The 16,497-nt window shown below is 66.2% G+C and carries 17 protein-coding genes, 1 tRNA gene and 1 pseudogene; 14 read left to right on the forward strand and 5 right to left on the reverse strand.

Annotated features, from left to right (window positions below; genetic code table 11):
• Positions 1-4: 4 nt before the first annotated feature.
• From AC13D8_RS19380 to AC13D8_RS19415, 8 genes and pseudogenes are all read left to right on the forward strand, one after another.
• Positions 5-80: transfer RNA gene (locus tag AC13D8_RS19380), tRNA-Ala, on the forward strand.
• 177 nt (positions 81-257) lie between these two features.
• Positions 258-389, forward strand: a pseudogene (locus AC13D8_RS19385) (IS5/IS1182 family transposase); the annotation flags it as partial.
• Positions 390-640: 251 nt separating this feature from the next.
• Positions 641-853, forward strand: coding sequence for a DUF2905 domain-containing protein (locus AC13D8_RS19390; RefSeq protein WP_104017463.1), 213 nt, complete (start codon positions 641-643; stop codon positions 851-853).
• 64 nt (positions 854-917) lie between these two features.
• Positions 918-2,207 (forward strand): lipoprotein-releasing ABC transporter permease subunit, encoded by a 1,290-nt coding sequence (locus AC13D8_RS19395; RefSeq protein ID WP_482970188.1) that lies wholly within the window; start codon positions 918-920, stop codon positions 2,205-2,207.
• Positions 2,200-2,883, forward strand: a complete 684-nt coding sequence (locus AC13D8_RS19400; protein WP_482970189.1) for an ABC transporter ATP-binding protein — start codon at positions 2,200-2,202, stop codon at positions 2,881-2,883. The genes AC13D8_RS19395 and AC13D8_RS19400 overlap by 8 nt, the downstream gene beginning before the upstream one ends.
• Before the next feature lie 17 nt (positions 2,884-2,900).
• On the forward strand, positions 2,901-3,275 hold the full coding sequence (locus AC13D8_RS19405) for a c-type cytochrome (protein ID WP_241691054.1): 375 nt from the start codon (positions 2,901-2,903) through the stop codon (positions 3,273-3,275).
• Positions 3,276-3,313: 38 nt separating this feature from the next.
• Complete coding sequence (locus AC13D8_RS19410; RefSeq protein ID WP_482970190.1) at positions 3,314-3,715, forward strand: DUF4864 domain-containing protein; 402 nt, start codon at positions 3,314-3,316, stop codon at positions 3,713-3,715.
• 107 nt (positions 3,716-3,822) lie between these two features.
• Positions 3,823-6,114 (forward strand): glycosyl hydrolase family 28-related protein, encoded by a 2,292-nt coding sequence (locus AC13D8_RS19415; protein ID WP_482970191.1) that lies wholly within the window; start codon positions 3,823-3,825, stop codon positions 6,112-6,114.
• A gap of 4 nt (positions 6,115-6,118) precedes the next feature.
• Here the strand turns inward: AC13D8_RS19415 and AC13D8_RS19420 are convergent, their stop codons facing one another.
• Positions 6,119-6,778, reverse strand: a complete 660-nt coding sequence (locus tag AC13D8_RS19420; protein ID WP_482970192.1) for a hypothetical protein — start codon at positions 6,776-6,778, stop codon at positions 6,119-6,121.
• A gap of 110 nt (positions 6,779-6,888) precedes the next feature.
• Here AC13D8_RS19420 and AC13D8_RS19425 point away from each other — a divergent pair, with 110 nt between their 5' ends.
• The 5 genes from AC13D8_RS19425 (at position 6,889) to AC13D8_RS19445 (ending at position 8,700) form a co-directional block, all read left to right on the forward strand.
• Positions 6,889-7,206, forward strand: coding sequence for an antibiotic biosynthesis monooxygenase family protein (locus tag AC13D8_RS19425; protein WP_129431594.1), 318 nt, complete (start codon positions 6,889-6,891; stop codon positions 7,204-7,206).
• A complete protein-coding gene (locus AC13D8_RS19430) occupies positions 7,206-7,493 on the forward strand; it encodes a DUF5665 domain-containing protein (protein WP_482970193.1) in 288 nt (95 codons plus the stop codon). The genes AC13D8_RS19425 and AC13D8_RS19430 overlap by 1 nt, the downstream gene beginning before the upstream one ends.
• An 82-nt stretch (positions 7,494-7,575) precedes the next feature.
• Positions 7,576-7,983 (forward strand): universal stress protein, encoded by a 408-nt coding sequence (locus AC13D8_RS19435; protein ID WP_482970194.1) that lies wholly within the window; start codon positions 7,576-7,578, stop codon positions 7,981-7,983.
• A gap of 70 nt (positions 7,984-8,053) precedes the next feature.
• A complete protein-coding gene (locus AC13D8_RS19440) occupies positions 8,054-8,299 on the forward strand; it encodes a TFIIB-type zinc ribbon-containing protein (RefSeq protein ID WP_482970195.1) in 246 nt (81 codons plus the stop codon).
• Positions 8,300-8,307: 8 nt separating this feature from the next.
• Complete coding sequence (locus AC13D8_RS19445) at positions 8,308-8,700, forward strand: VanZ family protein (RefSeq protein ID WP_482970196.1); 393 nt, start codon at positions 8,308-8,310, stop codon at positions 8,698-8,700.
• A gap of 194 nt (positions 8,701-8,894) precedes the next feature.
• On the opposite strand, the gene AC13D8_RS19450 is transcribed toward AC13D8_RS19445, so the two are convergent.
• From AC13D8_RS19450 to AC13D8_RS19465, 4 genes are all read right to left on the reverse strand, one after another.
• Positions 8,895-10,076 carry a DNA recombination protein RmuC gene (locus AC13D8_RS19450; RefSeq protein WP_482970197.1) on the reverse strand — a complete coding sequence of 394 codons (1,182 nt, stop codon included), beginning with the start codon at positions 10,074-10,076 and terminating at the stop codon, positions 8,895-8,897.
• Between the two features lie 312 nt (positions 10,077-10,388).
• Positions 10,389-12,227, reverse strand: coding sequence for a DNA mismatch repair endonuclease MutL (gene mutL / locus AC13D8_RS19455; RefSeq protein WP_482970198.1), 1,839 nt, complete (start codon positions 12,225-12,227; stop codon positions 10,389-10,391).
• 117 nt (positions 12,228-12,344) lie between these two features.
• A complete protein-coding gene (locus AC13D8_RS19460) occupies positions 12,345-13,673 on the reverse strand; it encodes an ammonium transporter (RefSeq protein ID WP_482970199.1) in 1,329 nt (442 codons plus the stop codon).
• Between the two features lie 27 nt (positions 13,674-13,700).
• A complete protein-coding gene (locus tag AC13D8_RS19465; protein WP_104017478.1) occupies positions 13,701-14,039 on the reverse strand; it encodes a P-II family nitrogen regulator in 339 nt (112 codons plus the stop codon).
• 257 nt (positions 14,040-14,296) lie between these two features.
• Between AC13D8_RS19465 and AC13D8_RS19470 the strand changes: the two genes are divergently transcribed.
• Entirely contained in the window at positions 14,297-16,417 is a 2,121-nt protein-coding gene (locus AC13D8_RS19470; RefSeq protein ID WP_482970200.1) for a transglycosylase domain-containing protein, read from the forward strand.
• The last annotated feature ends 80 nt before the right edge of the window (positions 16,418-16,497 follow it).

Below are 16,497 nucleotides of genomic sequence, written 5' to 3' on the forward strand. Positions count from 1 at the left end.
AATCGGGGCCTTAGCTCAGCTGGGAGAGCGCTTGCATGGCATGCAAGAGGTCAGGGGTTCGATCCCCCTAGGCTCCACCAATCACCACCAAAACCTTTTGATGTCAGTAAGTTGGTGATTTTCCGTGGTAAATTTCGGGAACCGTTTCGCTGAGGCGTTACAGTGAAGCCCCTCGAAAACATTCCCGGACATACCCGTCTGTATCGCCGTGGCGCTGTCTATTACCACCGCGCCGCGATGGCCGACAACCTGCCTGACACAAACGCCATAACCGTATCGAGATCATGTTTGGTCGGCCGAACGATGGGTGGCGTGTCGCGACCCGGTATGATCGTTTCCCAAAGGCCTTCCTCTCGGCAATAGCCCTCGCCGCAATCGTCATCTATTGACTACGGGTCCTGACCCTGGCTCATGTCGGTATAGTGCGTTTCGAAGACGGCGCGATTTGGGAAGCCGACAGCAATTCCGATGCCAAACAGCTTGAAGATTTTGAGTTCGAACTCGAGTTGACGGCGACGGAATAAGGTAAGAACCCGCAGGGTGGGTTGCCCTCACCCGAACGCCTTCATCGCCGCCACGGTTGCCGGGACCCGCATACCCTGCCTCGCCCCCTACACACCCGTGCCCCTATCTCTCCGTCATGGCGCGCACTCTCATCCTTGCGGGCATCGTGCTCATCGTTATCGGCCTTCTCTGGGGGCCGCTGTCGCGGCTGGGGCTGGGGCGGCTGCCGGGTGACATCGTGGTCGAGCGCGAGAATTTCACCCTCTACATCCCCGTCACCAGCGCGATCCTCGTCTCGGTCGTGCTGTCGGTGGTGGTGGCGCTCATCCGCAGCTTCCTGGGGCGCTGAGGGCGCCCTTGACGCCCCCCTTTGAAAACCGCACTGTCCGCGCGATTTCCCGCAAGGAGCCGACATGGCCGCGACGCCCCCCCCTTTCGCTGCTTTCGAATGGCTGATCGCGTGGCGCTACCTGCGCGCGCGCCGGGCAGAGGGCGGGGTCAGCGTGATGACCTGGATCAGCCTCCTGGGCATCACGCTGGCGGTGTTTGCGCTCATCGCCACGCTGTCGGTGCGCTCGGGCTTTCGCGCCGAGTTCGTCGACACCATCCTCGGGGCCAACGCCCATGCCACGGTCTATGTGGCGGGCGAGGCGGACGCGGTCACGGGCCGGGTCGACCGGACCATCGCCGATTACGAGGCGATGGCCGAGCGCCTGCGCGCGGTGCCCGGCGTCACCCGCGCGGCCCCGCTCGTCAAGGGACAGGTGATGGCCACGGCAGAGGGGCGCAACGCGGGTGTCGAGGTGTTCGGCATCGCGCCAGAGCACCTCGCCACCATCCCGCGCGTGGCCGACCCCGATACCGCGCAGGGCGACCTCTCGCGCTTCCCCGAGGGCATCGCCATCGGCTCTGGCGTGGCGCGCGAGTTGGGCCTGGGCGTTGGCGACCGCATCCGCATCATCTCGCCCGACGGGGTCAAGACGCCGCTGGGCACCTCGCCGCGGATCAACGCCTACGATGTGGTCTATATCTTTACCGCCGGGCGTTACGATATCGACCGGGTGCGCGTCTACCTGCCGTTCGCCGAGGCGCAGCGGTTCTTCAACCGTGACGGGCGGGCCGACGAGATCGAGGTTATGGTGTCCAACCCCGAGCGCATCGAGGCGATGACGCCCACACTGTTGCGCGCGGCGGGCGAGCGCGCGCTGGTCTGGACGTGGCGCGATTCCAGCGGTGCGTTCCTCAGGGCGCTGGAGGTAGAGGATAACGTGATGTTCGTCATCCTGTCGATCCTCGTGCTGATCGCGGCGCTCAACATTACCTCGGGCCTCGTCATGTTGGTCAAGAACAAGGGCCGCGATATCGGCATCCTGCGCACGATGGGGCTGAGCGAGGGCTCAGTCCTGAGAATATTCTTTATCTGCGGGGCGTTGACCGGCCTGCTGGGCACGGTTTTCGGGGTCATCCTCGGCTGTCTCTTTGCCATCTACATCGACCCGATCTTCAGTTTCGTGAACGTGATGATGGGCGGGCAGGTGTGGGACCCGTCGATCCGCGGCATCTATCACCTGCCCGCGCGGCTGGAGGCGGGGGACGTGCTGACGGCGGTGGCGCTGTCGCTCGGCCTGAGCTTTGTCGTCACGATCTTTCCGGCGCGGCGGGCGGCGCGGATGAACCCGGTGGAGGCGCTGCGCTATGAGTGAGCCGATGCTGCGTCTCGAAGGGGTGGAGAAGGGATACAACCGTGGCCGCGTGGGCGAGATCCTCGTGCTTCAGGGCGTGAACCTACAGGTTCGGCGCGGCGAGATGGTGGCGTTGGTGGCCCCCTCGGGGGCGGGCAAATCGACGCTTCTGCACATCGCCGGGCTGCTCGACACCGCCGACGGCGGCGTGGTCGAAATCGGCGGACAGACGGCCACCGGACTGGGCGACCGGCGGCGCACGGCGCTGCGGCGGCGCGGGATTGGGTTCGTCTACCAGTTCCACCACCTGCTGCCGGAGTTCTCGGCGCTGGAGAACGTGGTGCTGCCGCAGCTCGCCAATGGCGTGCGGCGCGGCGAGGCCGAGGCGCGGGCGCGGGAATTGCTCGACGAAGTAGGCATCGCCGACCGCGCGGATCACCGCCCCGCGGCCATGTCGGGGGGCGAGCAGCAGCGGGTGGCGTTCTGCCGGGCGCTGGCGAACCGGCCCGGCCTGCTGCTGGCCGATGAGCCCACGGGCAACCTCGATCCCGGCACCGCCGACCAGGTCTTTGCCGCGCTGGAGCGGCTGGTGCGCGACGCGGGGCTGGCGGCGCTCATTGCCACGCACAACCTCGATCTCGCGGCACGGATGGACCGTGTCGTACGGCTCGACAAGGGCAGGGTGGTGACGGAATGAAGTGGCTGGTTGCAACAATGGCAGTCGTGGCTGCGGGCGCATCCGCCGCGCAGGACGTGCGCATCGGCGAGCAACTCTACGCCCGCTATTGCAGCGCCTGCCACGGCGAAACGGGCAAGGGCGACGGCCCGATGAAGCGGGTGCTGACGCCGCACCCGCCAGACCTCACGCGGCTGGCCGCGAAAAATGGCGGGACGTTCCCGCGCCGCAGGGTGATCTGGCGGATCGACGGGCGCGACCCGATCCTCGCGCATGGCAACGAGATGCCCGTCTACGGCGACCTGCTGGCGGGCGACACGCTCGATATCCGCGACGAGACCGGCGAGACGCTGCATAGCACGCAGCCGATGGCCGACCTTCTGGCCTATCTCGAAAGCTTGCAGGGCGGGTAGATCGCACTATCTCCGCCCCAAACAGCGGAGGAGAAACCATGCGTACTGTCATCTTGTCCATCTTGTTGACGATCTTGGCCGCCATGCCGCTCAGGGCCGACGAGAAGGCCGCCCGCGATGTCATCTCGGGGCAGATTTCGGCCTTCGGGACCGAAGAGATTGGCCGCGCCTTCGGGTTCGCAAGCCCCTTCATTCAAGAGAAATTCCAGACGCCAGAGACATTCGGCCGGATGGTGCGCGAGGGCTATCCGATGGTGTGGCGGCCCTCGGAGGTGACGTTCCTCGAGGCACGCGAGATCGGCGGAAAGCTGTGGCAGGAGGTATTCCTGCGCGATGCCGCGGGGCGCGGCTGGATCGCCGAATACGAGCTGGTCGAGGTCGACGGCGAGCTACGCATCAATGGCGTGCGCATCCGCGAGGCCCCAGAACAGAGTGTGTGAACGCCGCGCGGGGCACCGTCACGGTGGCCTGAGACCCGGTTAACCGGGCGTTGATAGCTCCTTTTCCGGTCACGCGGCCCGCAAGCGGCAGATGGAAAGGGACCCCCATGAACAAGGCAATCACCCAAGGCATCGTCTTCATGCCCCAGCCCTTTGGGGCGGGGCTCGATCAATGGTCGAGCGGCGATGGCCGACCCGGATCCGACACTTACGAGAACGCGCCCAACGCGGCCTTTGTGCCCGCCGATCAGGATTTCGGCGGCGCGCTGGAATTGCAGAAGGTCGAAAGCGTTCAGCGCCTGCGCTACATGGGCGAGACGCCGATCCTGCCGGGCTGTTACCTGCGCGTCCGCGCGCGTGTGAAGGCGGTCGCGGGCAACCTCCCGGATGTGCGCATCGCCGCCTTCGCCGGGGATGCGGGCGGCGGGGCGCTGCCCGGCGTGGTGGTGACCGGGCCGCAGGTGACGCTGACCACGTATGGCGAGGTGGTCGAGATCACGGCCATCGTCGGCACCGGGCAGCGCGCTGGCGTGGACATGGTCTGGGGCCCACAGGCCATTTTCGGCCATTTCGGGATCGACCTCACCGGCCCCTCGGGCGGGGTCGTGCGGATCGACGATATCGAGATCGAGGACGTGAGCCGCTTCTTCCTGCGTGACGTGATCGCCACCGTGGACGTGCGCGACTTTGGTGCCATCGGCGACGGGGTAACGGACGATCACGCCGCGTTCGAGGCCGCCGATACGGTGGCGGGCGGCCGAGAGATCATCGTGCCCGCGGGCACCTATTTCCTGGGCCAGAGCACCACGATCCAGAGCCGCATCCGCTTCGAGGGAACGCTGGTCATGCCAGACGAGGCGATCCTCGCGCTGACCAAGAATTACGACCTGCCCGCCTATATCGACGCCTTCGGCGACAGCGAACTGGCCTTCAAGAAGGCGTATCAGGCGCTCCTGAACAACGCGGGCCATGTGACGCTCGATCTTGCCGGGCGCAAGATCGCGCTGCGCGAACCGGTGGACATGGCCGCCGCCGTCGGCAACCGCACCACCTACAACCAGCGCCACGTGATCCAGAACGGGCAATTCTCGGTCTTTCCCACGCCCGCCTTCGATACCGAGGTTGTCACCTCGCAGGCGACCTACAATCCCGAAACCGCCGTCAAGGAGCTGACCGACGTGGTCGACGTGGCCAACGTGCCGGTGGGCGCGCTGGTGGAGGGCAACGGCGTGGGCCGCGAGGTCTATGTCACCGCGCGCAACGTGGCGGCGGGGCGGATCACGCTGAGCCAGCCGCTGTTTGACGCGGCGGGCACGCAGGTCTTCACCTTCCGGCGGTTCAAGTACATGCTGGATTTCAGCGGCTTTCAAGACGTGTCGCGGATGGTCTTCTCGGAGGTGGATTTCCAATGCGCGGGCGATTGCAGCGGCGTGCTGTTACCGCCACAGGGCTCGGCCAACCATTTCCGCGACTGTTTCGTCACGCGACCCAAGGACCGCGGCATCACCAGCCACGGCGAGGGCGACCAGGGCATGATGATCGACCGCTGCCAGTTCATTTCGGACGAGGCCCCGCTGCTGGTGAGCGAGCGGCGCACCATCGGTTTCAACGCCAATGCCAATGACATCAAGGTGCGCGACAACCGCGCAACCTTCTTCCGGCATTTCGCGGTTCTCGCCGGATCAAGCTCGCTCATCAGCGGCAATCATGTTTTCCAGGGCGATTCCGCCTCGGGTGGGGTGCGCAGCGCGGGCTATGTGCTGACCCGCACCAACAATCGCGGCACGATCACCGGCAACTATATCGACAACTGTTTCATCGAATGGGGCAACGAGCACGATTTCGCCCCCGATTTCGCCAGCGAATTCTCGTTCAGCGCACTGAGCATCACCGGCAACGTGTTTCTCGCCAGCGACATGGCGCCGTGGTTTACCTACATCACGGTCAAGCCGCACGGGCCGGGGCATTTCCTCGACGGTATGACGGTGACCGGCAACACGTTCCGCGCCATTGGCTCGATCAACCGGGTGGAAGCCGTGGATACGAGCTTTGCCGATCTCGATTACGACCGCGTGCGCAACATCACCTTTGCCGAGAACAGCTTTCACAACGTGGAGGTTCACGCGCAGAGCCCGCTGGTGATGGAGCATGTCGAGGCCAGCGCCGCGGCCACGTGGGTGGTGACACCGGCGCCGCGGCTGCCGTTCGGGGCGTGGGCGCAGGTAGTAGAATCGGTGTTGCCCGAGGGCGCGCTGCGCAACGGTATCGGCGATGCGGTGCATGCCAGCCCCTGGTTCGAGGGGCGGCAGGGGCCGGAAAACGACCGGATCAACCTGCACTGGCCTCAGGCTGTATCGGGCAAGGTGATCCTGAAGGTGCGCATCGACGACGCGCTCTGAGCCGTCAGAAGGTGCGCCACAGGCCAAGCTTGAACCCACGCTCGCCGCCGCCCGTTAGCGGCTCGGTCAGCCCGAGTTCGATCTGCGTGCCAGGTCGCGCCTCGTAGACGACGGAGGGAGCAAGGCGCAGATAGTCGCGCCCCTGTGCCGGCGTCCCCGCCTGAAGCTGCACCAGCGCCTTGACGCGGTCACCGAGAGACAACCCGGCGGTAACATCGGTCTCGTAGGCCGTCGTGCCACCCTCGAAAAGGATCGCCCGGGTGTCGGCATTGAGCCAGCCGTGGCGCTCACCGATGGAAATGCCACGCCCGACCGAGAAGGCGGGGCGCAAGGCGGCTTCCTGATCCACCTGGCCCGCGCCGACCTCCAACGCCACCCGGAGTTGGCGCTCGGAGCGACCAAACGGCCAGCGCAAGAAGGCGATGGCCTTGGACATGCGCCCCGCGTCGCCGCCGAGATCGACCCCCAAAGTAAGCCGCTCGGTGGCCCCGTATTCGGCAAAGACGCTGAAGCTCTGACTGTAGAGGCCGAATTCATCTGGCCCCTCAACCGTCCCGGATGCCGCGAGGAACCCCTCGCCCTCGGCGCGCGGCCATGCCCCGCCAAGGACCGCCGTGGCAAGCCACGGCAGCAGCGCGAGAATGGCAAGCAAGCGTCCGGGCATGGCAACCTCCACCTTGACCGTCGTCAAAAAGGGTAAACCGAAGGTTAAGACCGGCGCGGAATTTACCGGCACGCCGGGGCGTGCTACCCAGTCAACAGGAGGACAGCGCCATGCTCACCATCAGTTCCGACAACACCCACCAGACCGTGCTCACCACGTTCGAGGTCACCCCCGGCACCTGCCAGGACCTGCTCGACCTGCTCACCGATGCCTACCGCGAGGTGATCTCGAAACAGCCCGGCTTCATCGCCGCGGCGCTGCACGTGAACGACGCGCAGACCCGCATCGCCAATTATTCCCAATGGCGCGCGCGCGCGGATTTTCAGGCGATGCTGCGCGGCGAGGAGATGCGCAGGCGCAACCGCCACATCAACGAACTGTGCAAGGGATTCGAACCGGTCATGTATGACGTGGCGGCCGTTTTTTGATGAGCGGACAGCCGCCGGAAAACGACGATCTCACAAGCGAGATTCGCGCCCTGCGCACCGAACTGGCACGCCTCAACACCCACCGCTTCGTGCGCATCCACAACAACCTGCCGCGCCTGCTCGCATTCAATTTCGCGCGCGGGCTGGCGGTGGGGCTAGGCACTGTTCTGGGCGCGACGGTGCTCTTGTCGGTGGTGGTCTGGTCGCTCAGCCAGATCGAGTTCCTGCCGATCATCGGCGAATGGGCGGCGCAGATCGCCGAACAGATGCGCGCCGCGCAGGAGTGAGCGCGCGAGCCGTGATCTGGATCAAGGCGACAAGGCCCCATTCGCGCAAGACTGCGGCAAATCAACGCGAAAGGACCACCCCATGTATTCCCACGTTCTGGTGCCCGTTTCCTTCGATACCGAGCGCGACAGCGCAGCTGCCCTTGCCGTCGCGCGCCTTCTGGCGGACGAAAATGGCCATATCAGCCTGCTGCACGTGATCGAGCAGGTGCCCGCCTACGCCGCCTCCTACCTGCCCGCCGGCTACCAGAGCGAGACGCGCAAAACCATTCAAACGCGCCTCGCGGAACTGGCCGACGGCCTGCCGGACGCGAGCACCCACGTGATCGAAGGACATTCGGGGCGCACCATTCTGGACTGGGCCGAGAGCCACACCCCCGATTGCATCGTGATTGCGAGCCACCGCCCCGGCATGCAGGATCTGCTCTTGGGCTCTACCGCGGCCAAGGTGGTTCGTCACGCCGCCTGCGCGGTGCATGTGATACGCTGACCGGTGGGCTTGCCAAACAGCCGCCCGGACACCACCTGACGTGTTGACCAACACGGACAGGAGGATACTGATGCAATGCCCGATTGACGGAACCGAACTGGTTCTCGCCGAGCGCGCCGGGGTCGAAATCGACTATTGCCCGAAGTGCCGCGGCGTCTGGCTCGACCGGGGCGAGCTTGACAAGATCATCGACCGTTCGGCCGTGGCGGACGCGCCACCGCCACGCGACCACCGCGGCGGCGATTATCGGGACGATCACGGCGGCAAACCGCGCAAAAAACGTGGCGGCTTCCTCGAAGACCTGTTCGACTTCTAAAGCCCCGCTTGCCCCGCACGCCGGGGACGACTAGCAAGGCGGTCATGGCCTACGCCCTGACCGTCCTTATCGTTTTCGTCATCGCACTGCTGACCCTCATCCCGCAGGCCTCGGGGCCGGTGGGCATACCCGGAGTCGACAAGCTGGCGCATCTCGTGGCCTTTGCCGTGGTGAGCGCGCCGCTCGCATGGCGTTTCCCGCACCTCTGGCGGGGCGTGGCACTCGCCGCGCTCGCCTATGGCGGGATCATCGAGATCGTGCAGCCGTTCATGGGCCGCGCGGCGTCATGGGGCGATCTGCTGGCCGACGGGGCAGGCGCGTTTGTCGGAGCCTTCATCGCGTCACGGATCGGGAAACGGCGGCGCGCGAGGGCGGGTTTCGCGAAACCGAACAACAGGTGATCCTGTGAACGGACCCGGTCCCTGAGTAACAACACCTGAACGAGAAATGGTGGGGCCTCGGTGTTTGATCCCACGGTTTGATGGTGCGATCCTGTCTCAGGAATGGGAGGAAGCATCATGGGACAAGTTCGCCCCCGTGCGCCCACCACCGACGCGATACCGACGGAATACCGACGCGCCACAGCCGGCGGTTTTCACCCGTCCCCCGCCGTCCCCGCGCCCGGCACCGGCAGCGCGCTCTCGCTCTCGGGGGCCAGCTCCTCGAAGTCGAAATTATCGAGCCGCCGCGCCCGCCGCCCGGCCTTGTCGGCGGAAATCTTGATCTCCGAGACATCCTTGGCCGCCTGGTGGAAATGCCGGTCGAGGTTCTCCACCCGCGTGCCCAGCCGGTCCACATCCGCGAACAAGAGCCCCAGCTCGCGCCGGATTGCCCCCGCCTGCTCGCGCATCCGCGCGTCCTTGAGGATGGCGCGCATGGTGTGCAGCGTGGCCATGCATGTGGTCGGCGACACGATCCACACCCGCGCCGCGAACCCCTCGCGCACCACCTCCGGGAAATTGGCGTGCAACTCGGCATAGACCGCCTCGGAGGGCAGGAACATCAGCGCGCCATCGGCGGTCTCGCCCTCGATGATATAGCGCTCCGCGATATCCTTTATATGCTTTTTCAAAGAGTTGCGCAGGAACCGCCCGGCCTCTGTCACCTCCGCATCGGTGGCGGCCCGGCGCAGCGCCTCGTAGGCCTCCAGCGGGAACTTGCTGTCGATGCAGATGGGCCCGGGCGGGTTCGGCAGGTGGATCAGGCAATCGGCGCGCTTGCCATTGGATAGCGTCGCCTGCAGCGCATAGCTGTCCGACGGCAGCGCCTTGGTCACGATATCGGTGAGCTGGATTTCACCAAATGCCCCGCGCGTCTGCTTGTTGCTGAGGATGTCCTGCAACGACAGCACGTCGCCCGACAGCTTGGTGATGTTGTCCTGCGCCTTGTCGATCGCCTGCAATCGCTGCTGCAATTCGCCCAGGGATTGCGCCGTGCGCCGGGCAGAGCCCTGCAGGTTCTCGCTCATGTTTTCGGTCACCTGCGCCAGCCGCTTTTCCATCAGTTGCAGCATGTGCGCCTGCGCCGACGCCTGCGCCTCAGAGACGTGGTTAAGCCCCCCGGCCAACTGGTGCTGCCCGTCCGACAGCCCCTGCACCCGCTCTCCCAGATGCGTCATCTGCCAGGCCAGCGGCTCGGTCATCCGCGCCGTGCGCGCGGCGGCGCGCAGCGCGAGGAGGAGCAGCAGAAGGATCAGCAACAACGCCCCGCCGCCGATCAGCGCGGCAAGGGTGAGCGGCTCGGCGGGGTCGAGCGAATAGGGACCGATCTGGATCACCGCCGTGTCCGGAAATTTCGAAATGCGGGAAGGGGAGGATCAGAATGCACAGGCTGCCCTCCAGGAACTCTAGGATGCTCGAAGTCATCAACTCTAGCAGCGATTGCCTGCCCTTGCTGTTCGCCGTAGCCTGCCAAGCGGATTGTAAGTCCGATTGCGCCTCTATTGCCAACAGCTTGTTGAGCAATCGTTCGGGCAAAGGCTATCGGTAGTTCGACCAAAACTCTGCCCTGACCGTTGTAGTCATGAAGTTCAACTTCAGCACCCAGCACATCTGGATTGGGGGGCCTTCTTCTGATGTCTCTATACAATTCAACTCCTCCCGAAAAGCCGTTCGATGTCAGTTAGTTGCAACTCCACATAGGTGGGCCGCCCGTGGTTGCACTGGCCCGAGAGCGGCGTGCGCTCCATCTCGCGCAGGAGTGCGTTCATCTCGTCGCCGCTCATCCGGCGGCCCGAGCGCACCGACCCGTGGCAGGCCATGCGCGACAGCACCGCGTCGATCCGCGCGCCGAGCAGACCGCTTGCGCCTCCATCGTGCAACTCGTCGATTATGTCGCGCAATAGCGCCTCGGCGTTCACCTCGCCGAGGATCGCGGGTGTCTCGCGCACAACGATGGCCCCGGGGCCGAAGGGCTCGATCCCGAGGCCGAGCGTGGCGAGATCGCCGGCATGCTCGCCAAGCAGGGCGCAGTCGGCTTCCGACAATTCCACCACCTCGGGAATGAGCAGCGCCTGCGCGGCGATGCCCCTCTCCGCAGCCTGAGCCTTCAGCCGCTCGTAGACCAGCCGTTCGTGGGCGGCGTGCTGATCGACGATGACCATGCCGGTGTCGGTCTGGGCGATGATATAGTTCTCGTGCACCTGCGCGCGCGCGGCCCCCAGCGGGAGGGCGGTGGCGGGTGTGATATCCGTCGCCGGGGCCGTGTCCTCGACCCGTGCACTCCAGTCCCCGGCCATCTCGGCGAATCCCGGCGCCTGCGCCTGGTAGGCGGCCCCACGCGCCTGCGGCGAGGGGCGATCCATCTGGTAGACGCGCGCGCCCGCCGGTTCGGGCCGCATCGCGCCCAGCGTCGCCCCCGCCACGGTCGAGGACGCCCGATGCCCCGCCTCGGCCAGCGCGTGCCGCAGCGCCGAGACGACGAGGCCCCGCGCCACCCCCGGCTCGCGGAACCGCACCTCGGCCTTGGCGGGGTGGACGTTCACGTCGACCAGCCTTGGCTCGCAGTCGATGAACAGCGCCGCCGCCGGGTGCCGGTCGCGTGCCAGCACATCCTGGTAGCCCGCCCGCAGCGCGCCGATGAGCATCCGGTCGCGCACGGGCCGTCCGTTGACAAAGAGGTACTGCGCCACCGCCGCGCCGCGCGAATAGGTGGGCAGCGCCGCGAATCCCGACAGCCGCAACCCCTCGCGCGTGGCGTCGATGCGGATGGCGTTATCGGCGAACTCGGCCCCGAGGATACGCCGCAGCCGCCCCTCCAGCGCGTCGAAGAGGTCGCCCGGCTCAGCGTCGGCGCGAAAGGTCACGCGCCCCTCGCCGCCGCCGGACACGTCGCGCAGCACAAATCCCACCTGCGGTGCGGACATGGCGAGCCGCTTGACGGTGTCGGAAATGGCCTGCGCCTCGGCGCGTTCGGAGCGCAGGAACTTGAGCCGCGCGGGCGTGGCATAGAACAGATCACGCAGCGTGACCGTGGTGCCGCGCCCGCGCGCCGCCGGTTTTACCGCACCCATCCGCCCGCCCGCCACGGCGATCTCGGCCGCATCAAACCCCTCGGCCCGCGCGGCGACACTCAGCCGTCCGACCGCGCCCAGCGAGGGCAGCGCCTCGCCGCGAAAGCCGAAGGAATGGATGTCGAGCAGGTCAGAGCCGTCGATCTTGGACGTGGCGTGGCGTGCCAGCGCGAGGGCCAGGTCATCGGGTGCGATGCCGCAGCCATCGTCGCTCACGCGGATCAGCGTCTTGCCGCCATCGGCCTGCGCGATCTCGATCCGGCGCGCGCCCGCGTCGAGCGCGTTCTCCACCAGTTCCTTGACCGCCGAGGCGGGCCGCTCGATCACTTCGCCCGCGGCGATGCGATTGATCGCGGCCTCGTCGAGCTGGCGAATCGTGGGACGTTGGGCGCTTATATTGGGGTTCGGCCTGTTCATGCCGCAATACTTAGCATGACATCGGGCGATTCTGCCAGCCTGCCGGACACGGAAGAAGGCCCCGGGCGCGAACGCCCGGGGCCGGCTTCTCTCAGGGCTGACAGGGAAGAGGAGGTCTCAGCCCCTGGAGAACTCGGGGTAGGCCTCCATGCCCAGCTCGGCCATGTCGAGACCGTTGATCTCTTCCTCTTCGCCGACACGGATACCGACGGCAGCCTTCAGGATGAACCACAGGATCAAGCTGGCCACGAAGGTAAACACACCGTAGGCGGCGATGCCCAGAAGCTGCGTGCCGAGGCTGGCATCACCGTTGTAAAAGACCACGGCGATGGTGCCCCAGATGCCCGCGAACAGGTGCACCGGAATGGCCCCGACCACGTCGTCGATCTTGAGCTTGTCGAGCATCGGCACGGCAAAGACCACGATCACGCCACCCACGGCCCCGATCCACAGTGCGCCAAACAGCGTCGGTGCCAGCGGCTCGGCGGTGATCGACACGAGGCCCGCCAGCGCACCGTTGAGCACCATTGTCAGGTCGGGCTTCTTATACATCACCTGCGTCAGGATCAGCGCGGTCACGGCACCGGCCGCGGCGGCCATGTTGGTGTTGGCAAAGATGCGGCTCACGTCCGAGACGTCACCCACGGTGCCCATCGCCAGCTGCGAGCCGCCGTTGAAGCCGAACCAGCCCAGCCACAGGATGAACGTGCCCAGCGTCGCCAGTGCCAGGTTCGAGCCCGGGATCGGGATGACCTTGCCATCCTTGCCGTATTTGCCGATGCGCGGTCCCAGAACGATGGCACCGGCCAGCGCGGCCCAGCCACCCACCGAGTGCACGATGGTCGAGCCGGCGAAGTCCGAGAAGCCCGCTTCGGACAGCCAGCCCCCGCCCCACTGCCACGAGCCCGAGATCGGGTAGAACACGCCGGTCAGCACGACCACGAAGGCCAGGAACGGCCACAACTTGATCCGCTCGGCCAGCGTACCGGACACGATCGAGGCGGTCGCGGCCACGAACACCAGTTGGAAAAAGAAGTCCGAGCCGATCGACGCATAATCAAGTGCGGCATCGGCGGCGGCCACCCCCACCGGGTCCAATACTGTCGGCACGAAGAAGCTGCCGACGTAGCCGTTGAAGTCACCCGGATACATCAGGTTGAAGCCCATGAACCAGTACATGATCGCAGCAACCGAATAGAGCGCGATGTTCTTGGTCATCTGCATGGTGACGTTCTTCGAGCGCACCAGTCCGCCCTCGAGCATGGCAAAGCCGCAGGCCATGAAGAACACGAGGAAACCCGCCATGCAGAACAGCAGGGTGGTCATGATATAGGGGCCGATCTCGTCAAACCCCGGTGCGGCCGCCTCTGCCGCCTCCTGTGCGAGCCCCATCGAGGGCAGCGCCAACAGCGTCGCGGCAAGGCCGAATTTCAGTGTCGGTTTCATGTTTATTGTCCTTTCCCTCGCGCGCTCTTAAAGCGCGTCCTCGTTGGTCTCGCCCGTGCGCACGCGCAGGGCCTGCTGAATGTCGAGCACGAAGATCTTGCCGTCGCCGATCTTGCCGGTGCGCGCGGCCTTGGTGATGGTCTCCACGACCTGGTCGGCCATCCCGGCCGACACGGCGACCTCGAGCTTGATCTTGGGCACGAAATTCACGGCATACTCGGCCCCGCGATAGATCTCGGTGTGGCCCGATTGTGCGCCGAAGCCCTTGATCTCGGTGACCATCATGCCGCGGACACCGATGCCGGTGAGCGCCTCGCGGACCTCCTCGAGCTTGAATGGTTTGATCGTTGCGATGATGAGTTTCACGTCTTCCCCTTTCGGTTGGCGCGCGTGATCCGTGCGCTTTGCAGGTGCAGAAAAATCGTTCTGCCCCTGTTTGGGAAAGGGAAATGAGGGATTTCCGGCGCGGGGATGCGCTTGAATTGTTCAAAATTTGGGCGTAATGAATGATATGCTTAATTTTTATGCATAATGAGAACGCACGCAACGCGGGCCGGGGTCTCTACATTCCCGTGCGCCCGCGCTAGAGTGCGTGCAGAGAAACGCGGCCGGGCAGGGCAGGCATGGGTAATTCAGGACGACGAAAACCGCCGCTCGCGGCCCCCAAACGCTCACGCGCAGGCGGGGGGCGTGCGCGCAAAAGCACGCGCCGCGCGCCGCGCAGGCGGTCGCGCAACCCGCTGGTGCGGCTGATGCGGACGGTGCTGCGGCTCTTGTGGCGGCTGGTTTGGGGCATCGGCTGGCGCGTGGGCGTGGTCGTGCTGCTCGTTACCGGGCTCGCGGTAGCCTATACCTACACCACGCTGCCCGCCTACCAGACCCTGATGGACGGGCGTGCGCGCGGCTCGGTGACGCTTCTCGATCGCGATGGCGAGGTGTTCGCATGGCGCGGGGACCAGTTCGGCGGCGTTGTCACCGTCGACACGGTCAGCCCGCATTTGCGCGATGCCGTCATCGCGACCGAGGACCGCCGCTTTCACTACCACCCCGGCGTCGATCCCATCGGCATCGCCAGCGCCATCCGCATCAACCTGAGCGAGGGGCGGGGGCCGCTCTCCGGCAACGGTGGCTCGACCATCACGCAGCAGACCGCCAAGCTGCTGTGCTTCGGCGAGACCTATGACGAGACCCGCTGGAAGAGCGAGGCCGAGTATGTCTCCTACTGCCGGCGCACCTCGATCTGGCGCAAGGTGCGCGAAGCCGTCTACGCGCTGGCGATGGAGGCGAAATACACCAAGGATCAGATCCTCACGATCTATCTCAACCGCGCATATCTGGGGGCAGGGGCCTACGGTGCCGAGGCCGCGGCGCAGCGCTATTTCGGCAAGTCCGCGGCCGAGCTGAACCCGTCGGAGGCAGCGATGATCGCGGGGCTTCTGACGGCGCCGTCGGCGCTGGCCCCTACCGCCAATCTGGAACGCTCGCAGGACCGCGCCTCGGTGGTCATCGGGCTGATGCGGGAGCAGGGCTATCTGAGCGCGGACCAGGCCGAGGCGGCGCTGGCCCGCCCCGCGCAACTCTCGGAGGCGGCAGAGCAGCAGGCCGGCGGCTATTTCGCGGACTGGGTGATGGGCTCCGGGCCCGAGTTCCTGACCCGCGACACCACCGAGGATGTCATCATCCGCACCACGCTCGACCAGCGCATACAGCGCGCCGCCGAAACGGCGATGAAGAGTACCTTCACCGACAAGGTGCGCGAGGAATCAAAGGCGCAGGCGGCCATCGTGGTGATGTCGGCGGACGGCGCGGTGCGCGCGATGGTCGGTGGGCGCGACACGACCGTGATCGGCGCGTTCAACCGTGCCACCATGGCGAAACGCCAGACCGGCTCCGCCTTCAAGCCCTTCGTCTATGCCACCGCGCTCGAGCTGGGGTTCGACCCCAACACCGTGGTGATGGACGAGCCCTACTGCCTCGATATCCCCGGCTCGGGCCGTTGGTGCCCGGAAAACTACAGCCGCGACTACAAGGGCCGGGTGACGCTCACGCAGGCGCTGGCCCAGTCGATCAACGTACCCGCGGTCAAGATCGCCAGGCGCGCGGGCCTCGACAAGGTGCGCCGCGTGGCGGGCGACTTCGGCATCGAAAGCGATCTCGCGGACGGCCCGGCGCTGGCGCTCGGTGTCTCCGAGAGCACGCTGCTTGAGATGACCGGCGCCTATGCGGGCATCCTCAACGGCGGCTCTTCGGTCACGCCCTATGGCCTGACCGAGCTGCGGCTCATGGGCGAGCAGACACCGCTGATGTCGCGCGAGACCGGGATCGGCGAACGGGTAATCCGCGAGAGCGCGGCGCGCGAACTCGTTTACATGATGAGCCGCGTGGTCGAGGCGGGCACCGGCCAGCGCGCGCGCCTTCCGCGCCGCGAGGTGGCGGGCAAGACCGGCACCACGCAGGCCGCCCGCGATGCGTGGTTCCTGGGCTTCACCGCCGATTACGTGGCGGGCGTATGGATGGGCTATGACGACAATACCCCGCTCACCGGGGTGACGGGTGGCGGACTGCCTGCCGAGATCTGGCGCGAGACGATGACGCGCGTCCACGAGGGCCTGCCGCCCAAGCCCCTGCCGATGCAGCGCCCGGCGCCCCGTTCCAGTTCGTCAGAGCCGCTTCCGCAACAGCGCGCGCCGGTGGACCGTCGCAACCCGATCGAGACCATCCTGCGCAGCCTGTTCGGGAATTAGCGGTCGGGGGGCAGCGAAGGCCGTGTCTGGGCCTGAAGCGGAGGGCCGCAGCCTGGTGCCAATGCGCGGCTCATTGCTGT

Source organism: Roseovarius sp. B-10, from assembly GCF_056859295.1.

Coding starts and splice junctions, on each gene's coding strand:
- AC13D8_RS19390 (WP_104017463.1), top strand. CDS start 641: ATGGCGCGCACTCTCATCCTTGCGGGCATCGTGCTCATCGTTATCGGC.
- AC13D8_RS19395 (WP_482970188.1), top strand. CDS start 918: ATGGCCGCGACGCCCCCCCCTTTCGCTGCTTTCGAATGGCTGATCGCG.
- AC13D8_RS19400 (WP_482970189.1), top strand. CDS start 2,200: ATGAGTGAGCCGATGCTGCGTCTCGAAGGGGTGGAGAAGGGATACAAC.
- AC13D8_RS19405 (WP_241691054.1), top strand. CDS start 2,901: ATGGCAGTCGTGGCTGCGGGCGCATCCGCCGCGCAGGACGTGCGCATC.
- AC13D8_RS19410 (WP_482970190.1), top strand. CDS start 3,314: ATGCGTACTGTCATCTTGTCCATCTTGTTGACGATCTTGGCCGCCATG.
- AC13D8_RS19415 (WP_482970191.1), top strand. CDS start 3,823: ATGAACAAGGCAATCACCCAAGGCATCGTCTTCATGCCCCAGCCCTTT.
- AC13D8_RS19420 (WP_482970192.1), bottom strand. CDS start 6,778: ATGCCCGGACGCTTGCTTGCCATTCTCGCGCTGCTGCCGTGGCTTGCC.
- AC13D8_RS19425 (WP_129431594.1), top strand. CDS start 6,889: ATGCTCACCATCAGTTCCGACAACACCCACCAGACCGTGCTCACCACG.
- AC13D8_RS19430 (WP_482970193.1), top strand. CDS start 7,206: ATGAGCGGACAGCCGCCGGAAAACGACGATCTCACAAGCGAGATTCGC.
- AC13D8_RS19435 (WP_482970194.1), top strand. CDS start 7,576: ATGTATTCCCACGTTCTGGTGCCCGTTTCCTTCGATACCGAGCGCGAC.
- AC13D8_RS19440 (WP_482970195.1), top strand. CDS start 8,054: ATGCAATGCCCGATTGACGGAACCGAACTGGTTCTCGCCGAGCGCGCC.
- mutL (WP_482970198.1), bottom strand. CDS start 12,227: ATGAACAGGCCGAACCCCAATATAAGCGCCCAACGTCCCACGATTCGC.
- AC13D8_RS19460 (WP_482970199.1), bottom strand. CDS start 13,673: ATGAAACCGACACTGAAATTCGGCCTTGCCGCGACGCTGTTGGCGCTG.
- AC13D8_RS19470 (WP_482970200.1), top strand. CDS start 14,297: ATGGGTAATTCAGGACGACGAAAACCGCCGCTCGCGGCCCCCAAACGC.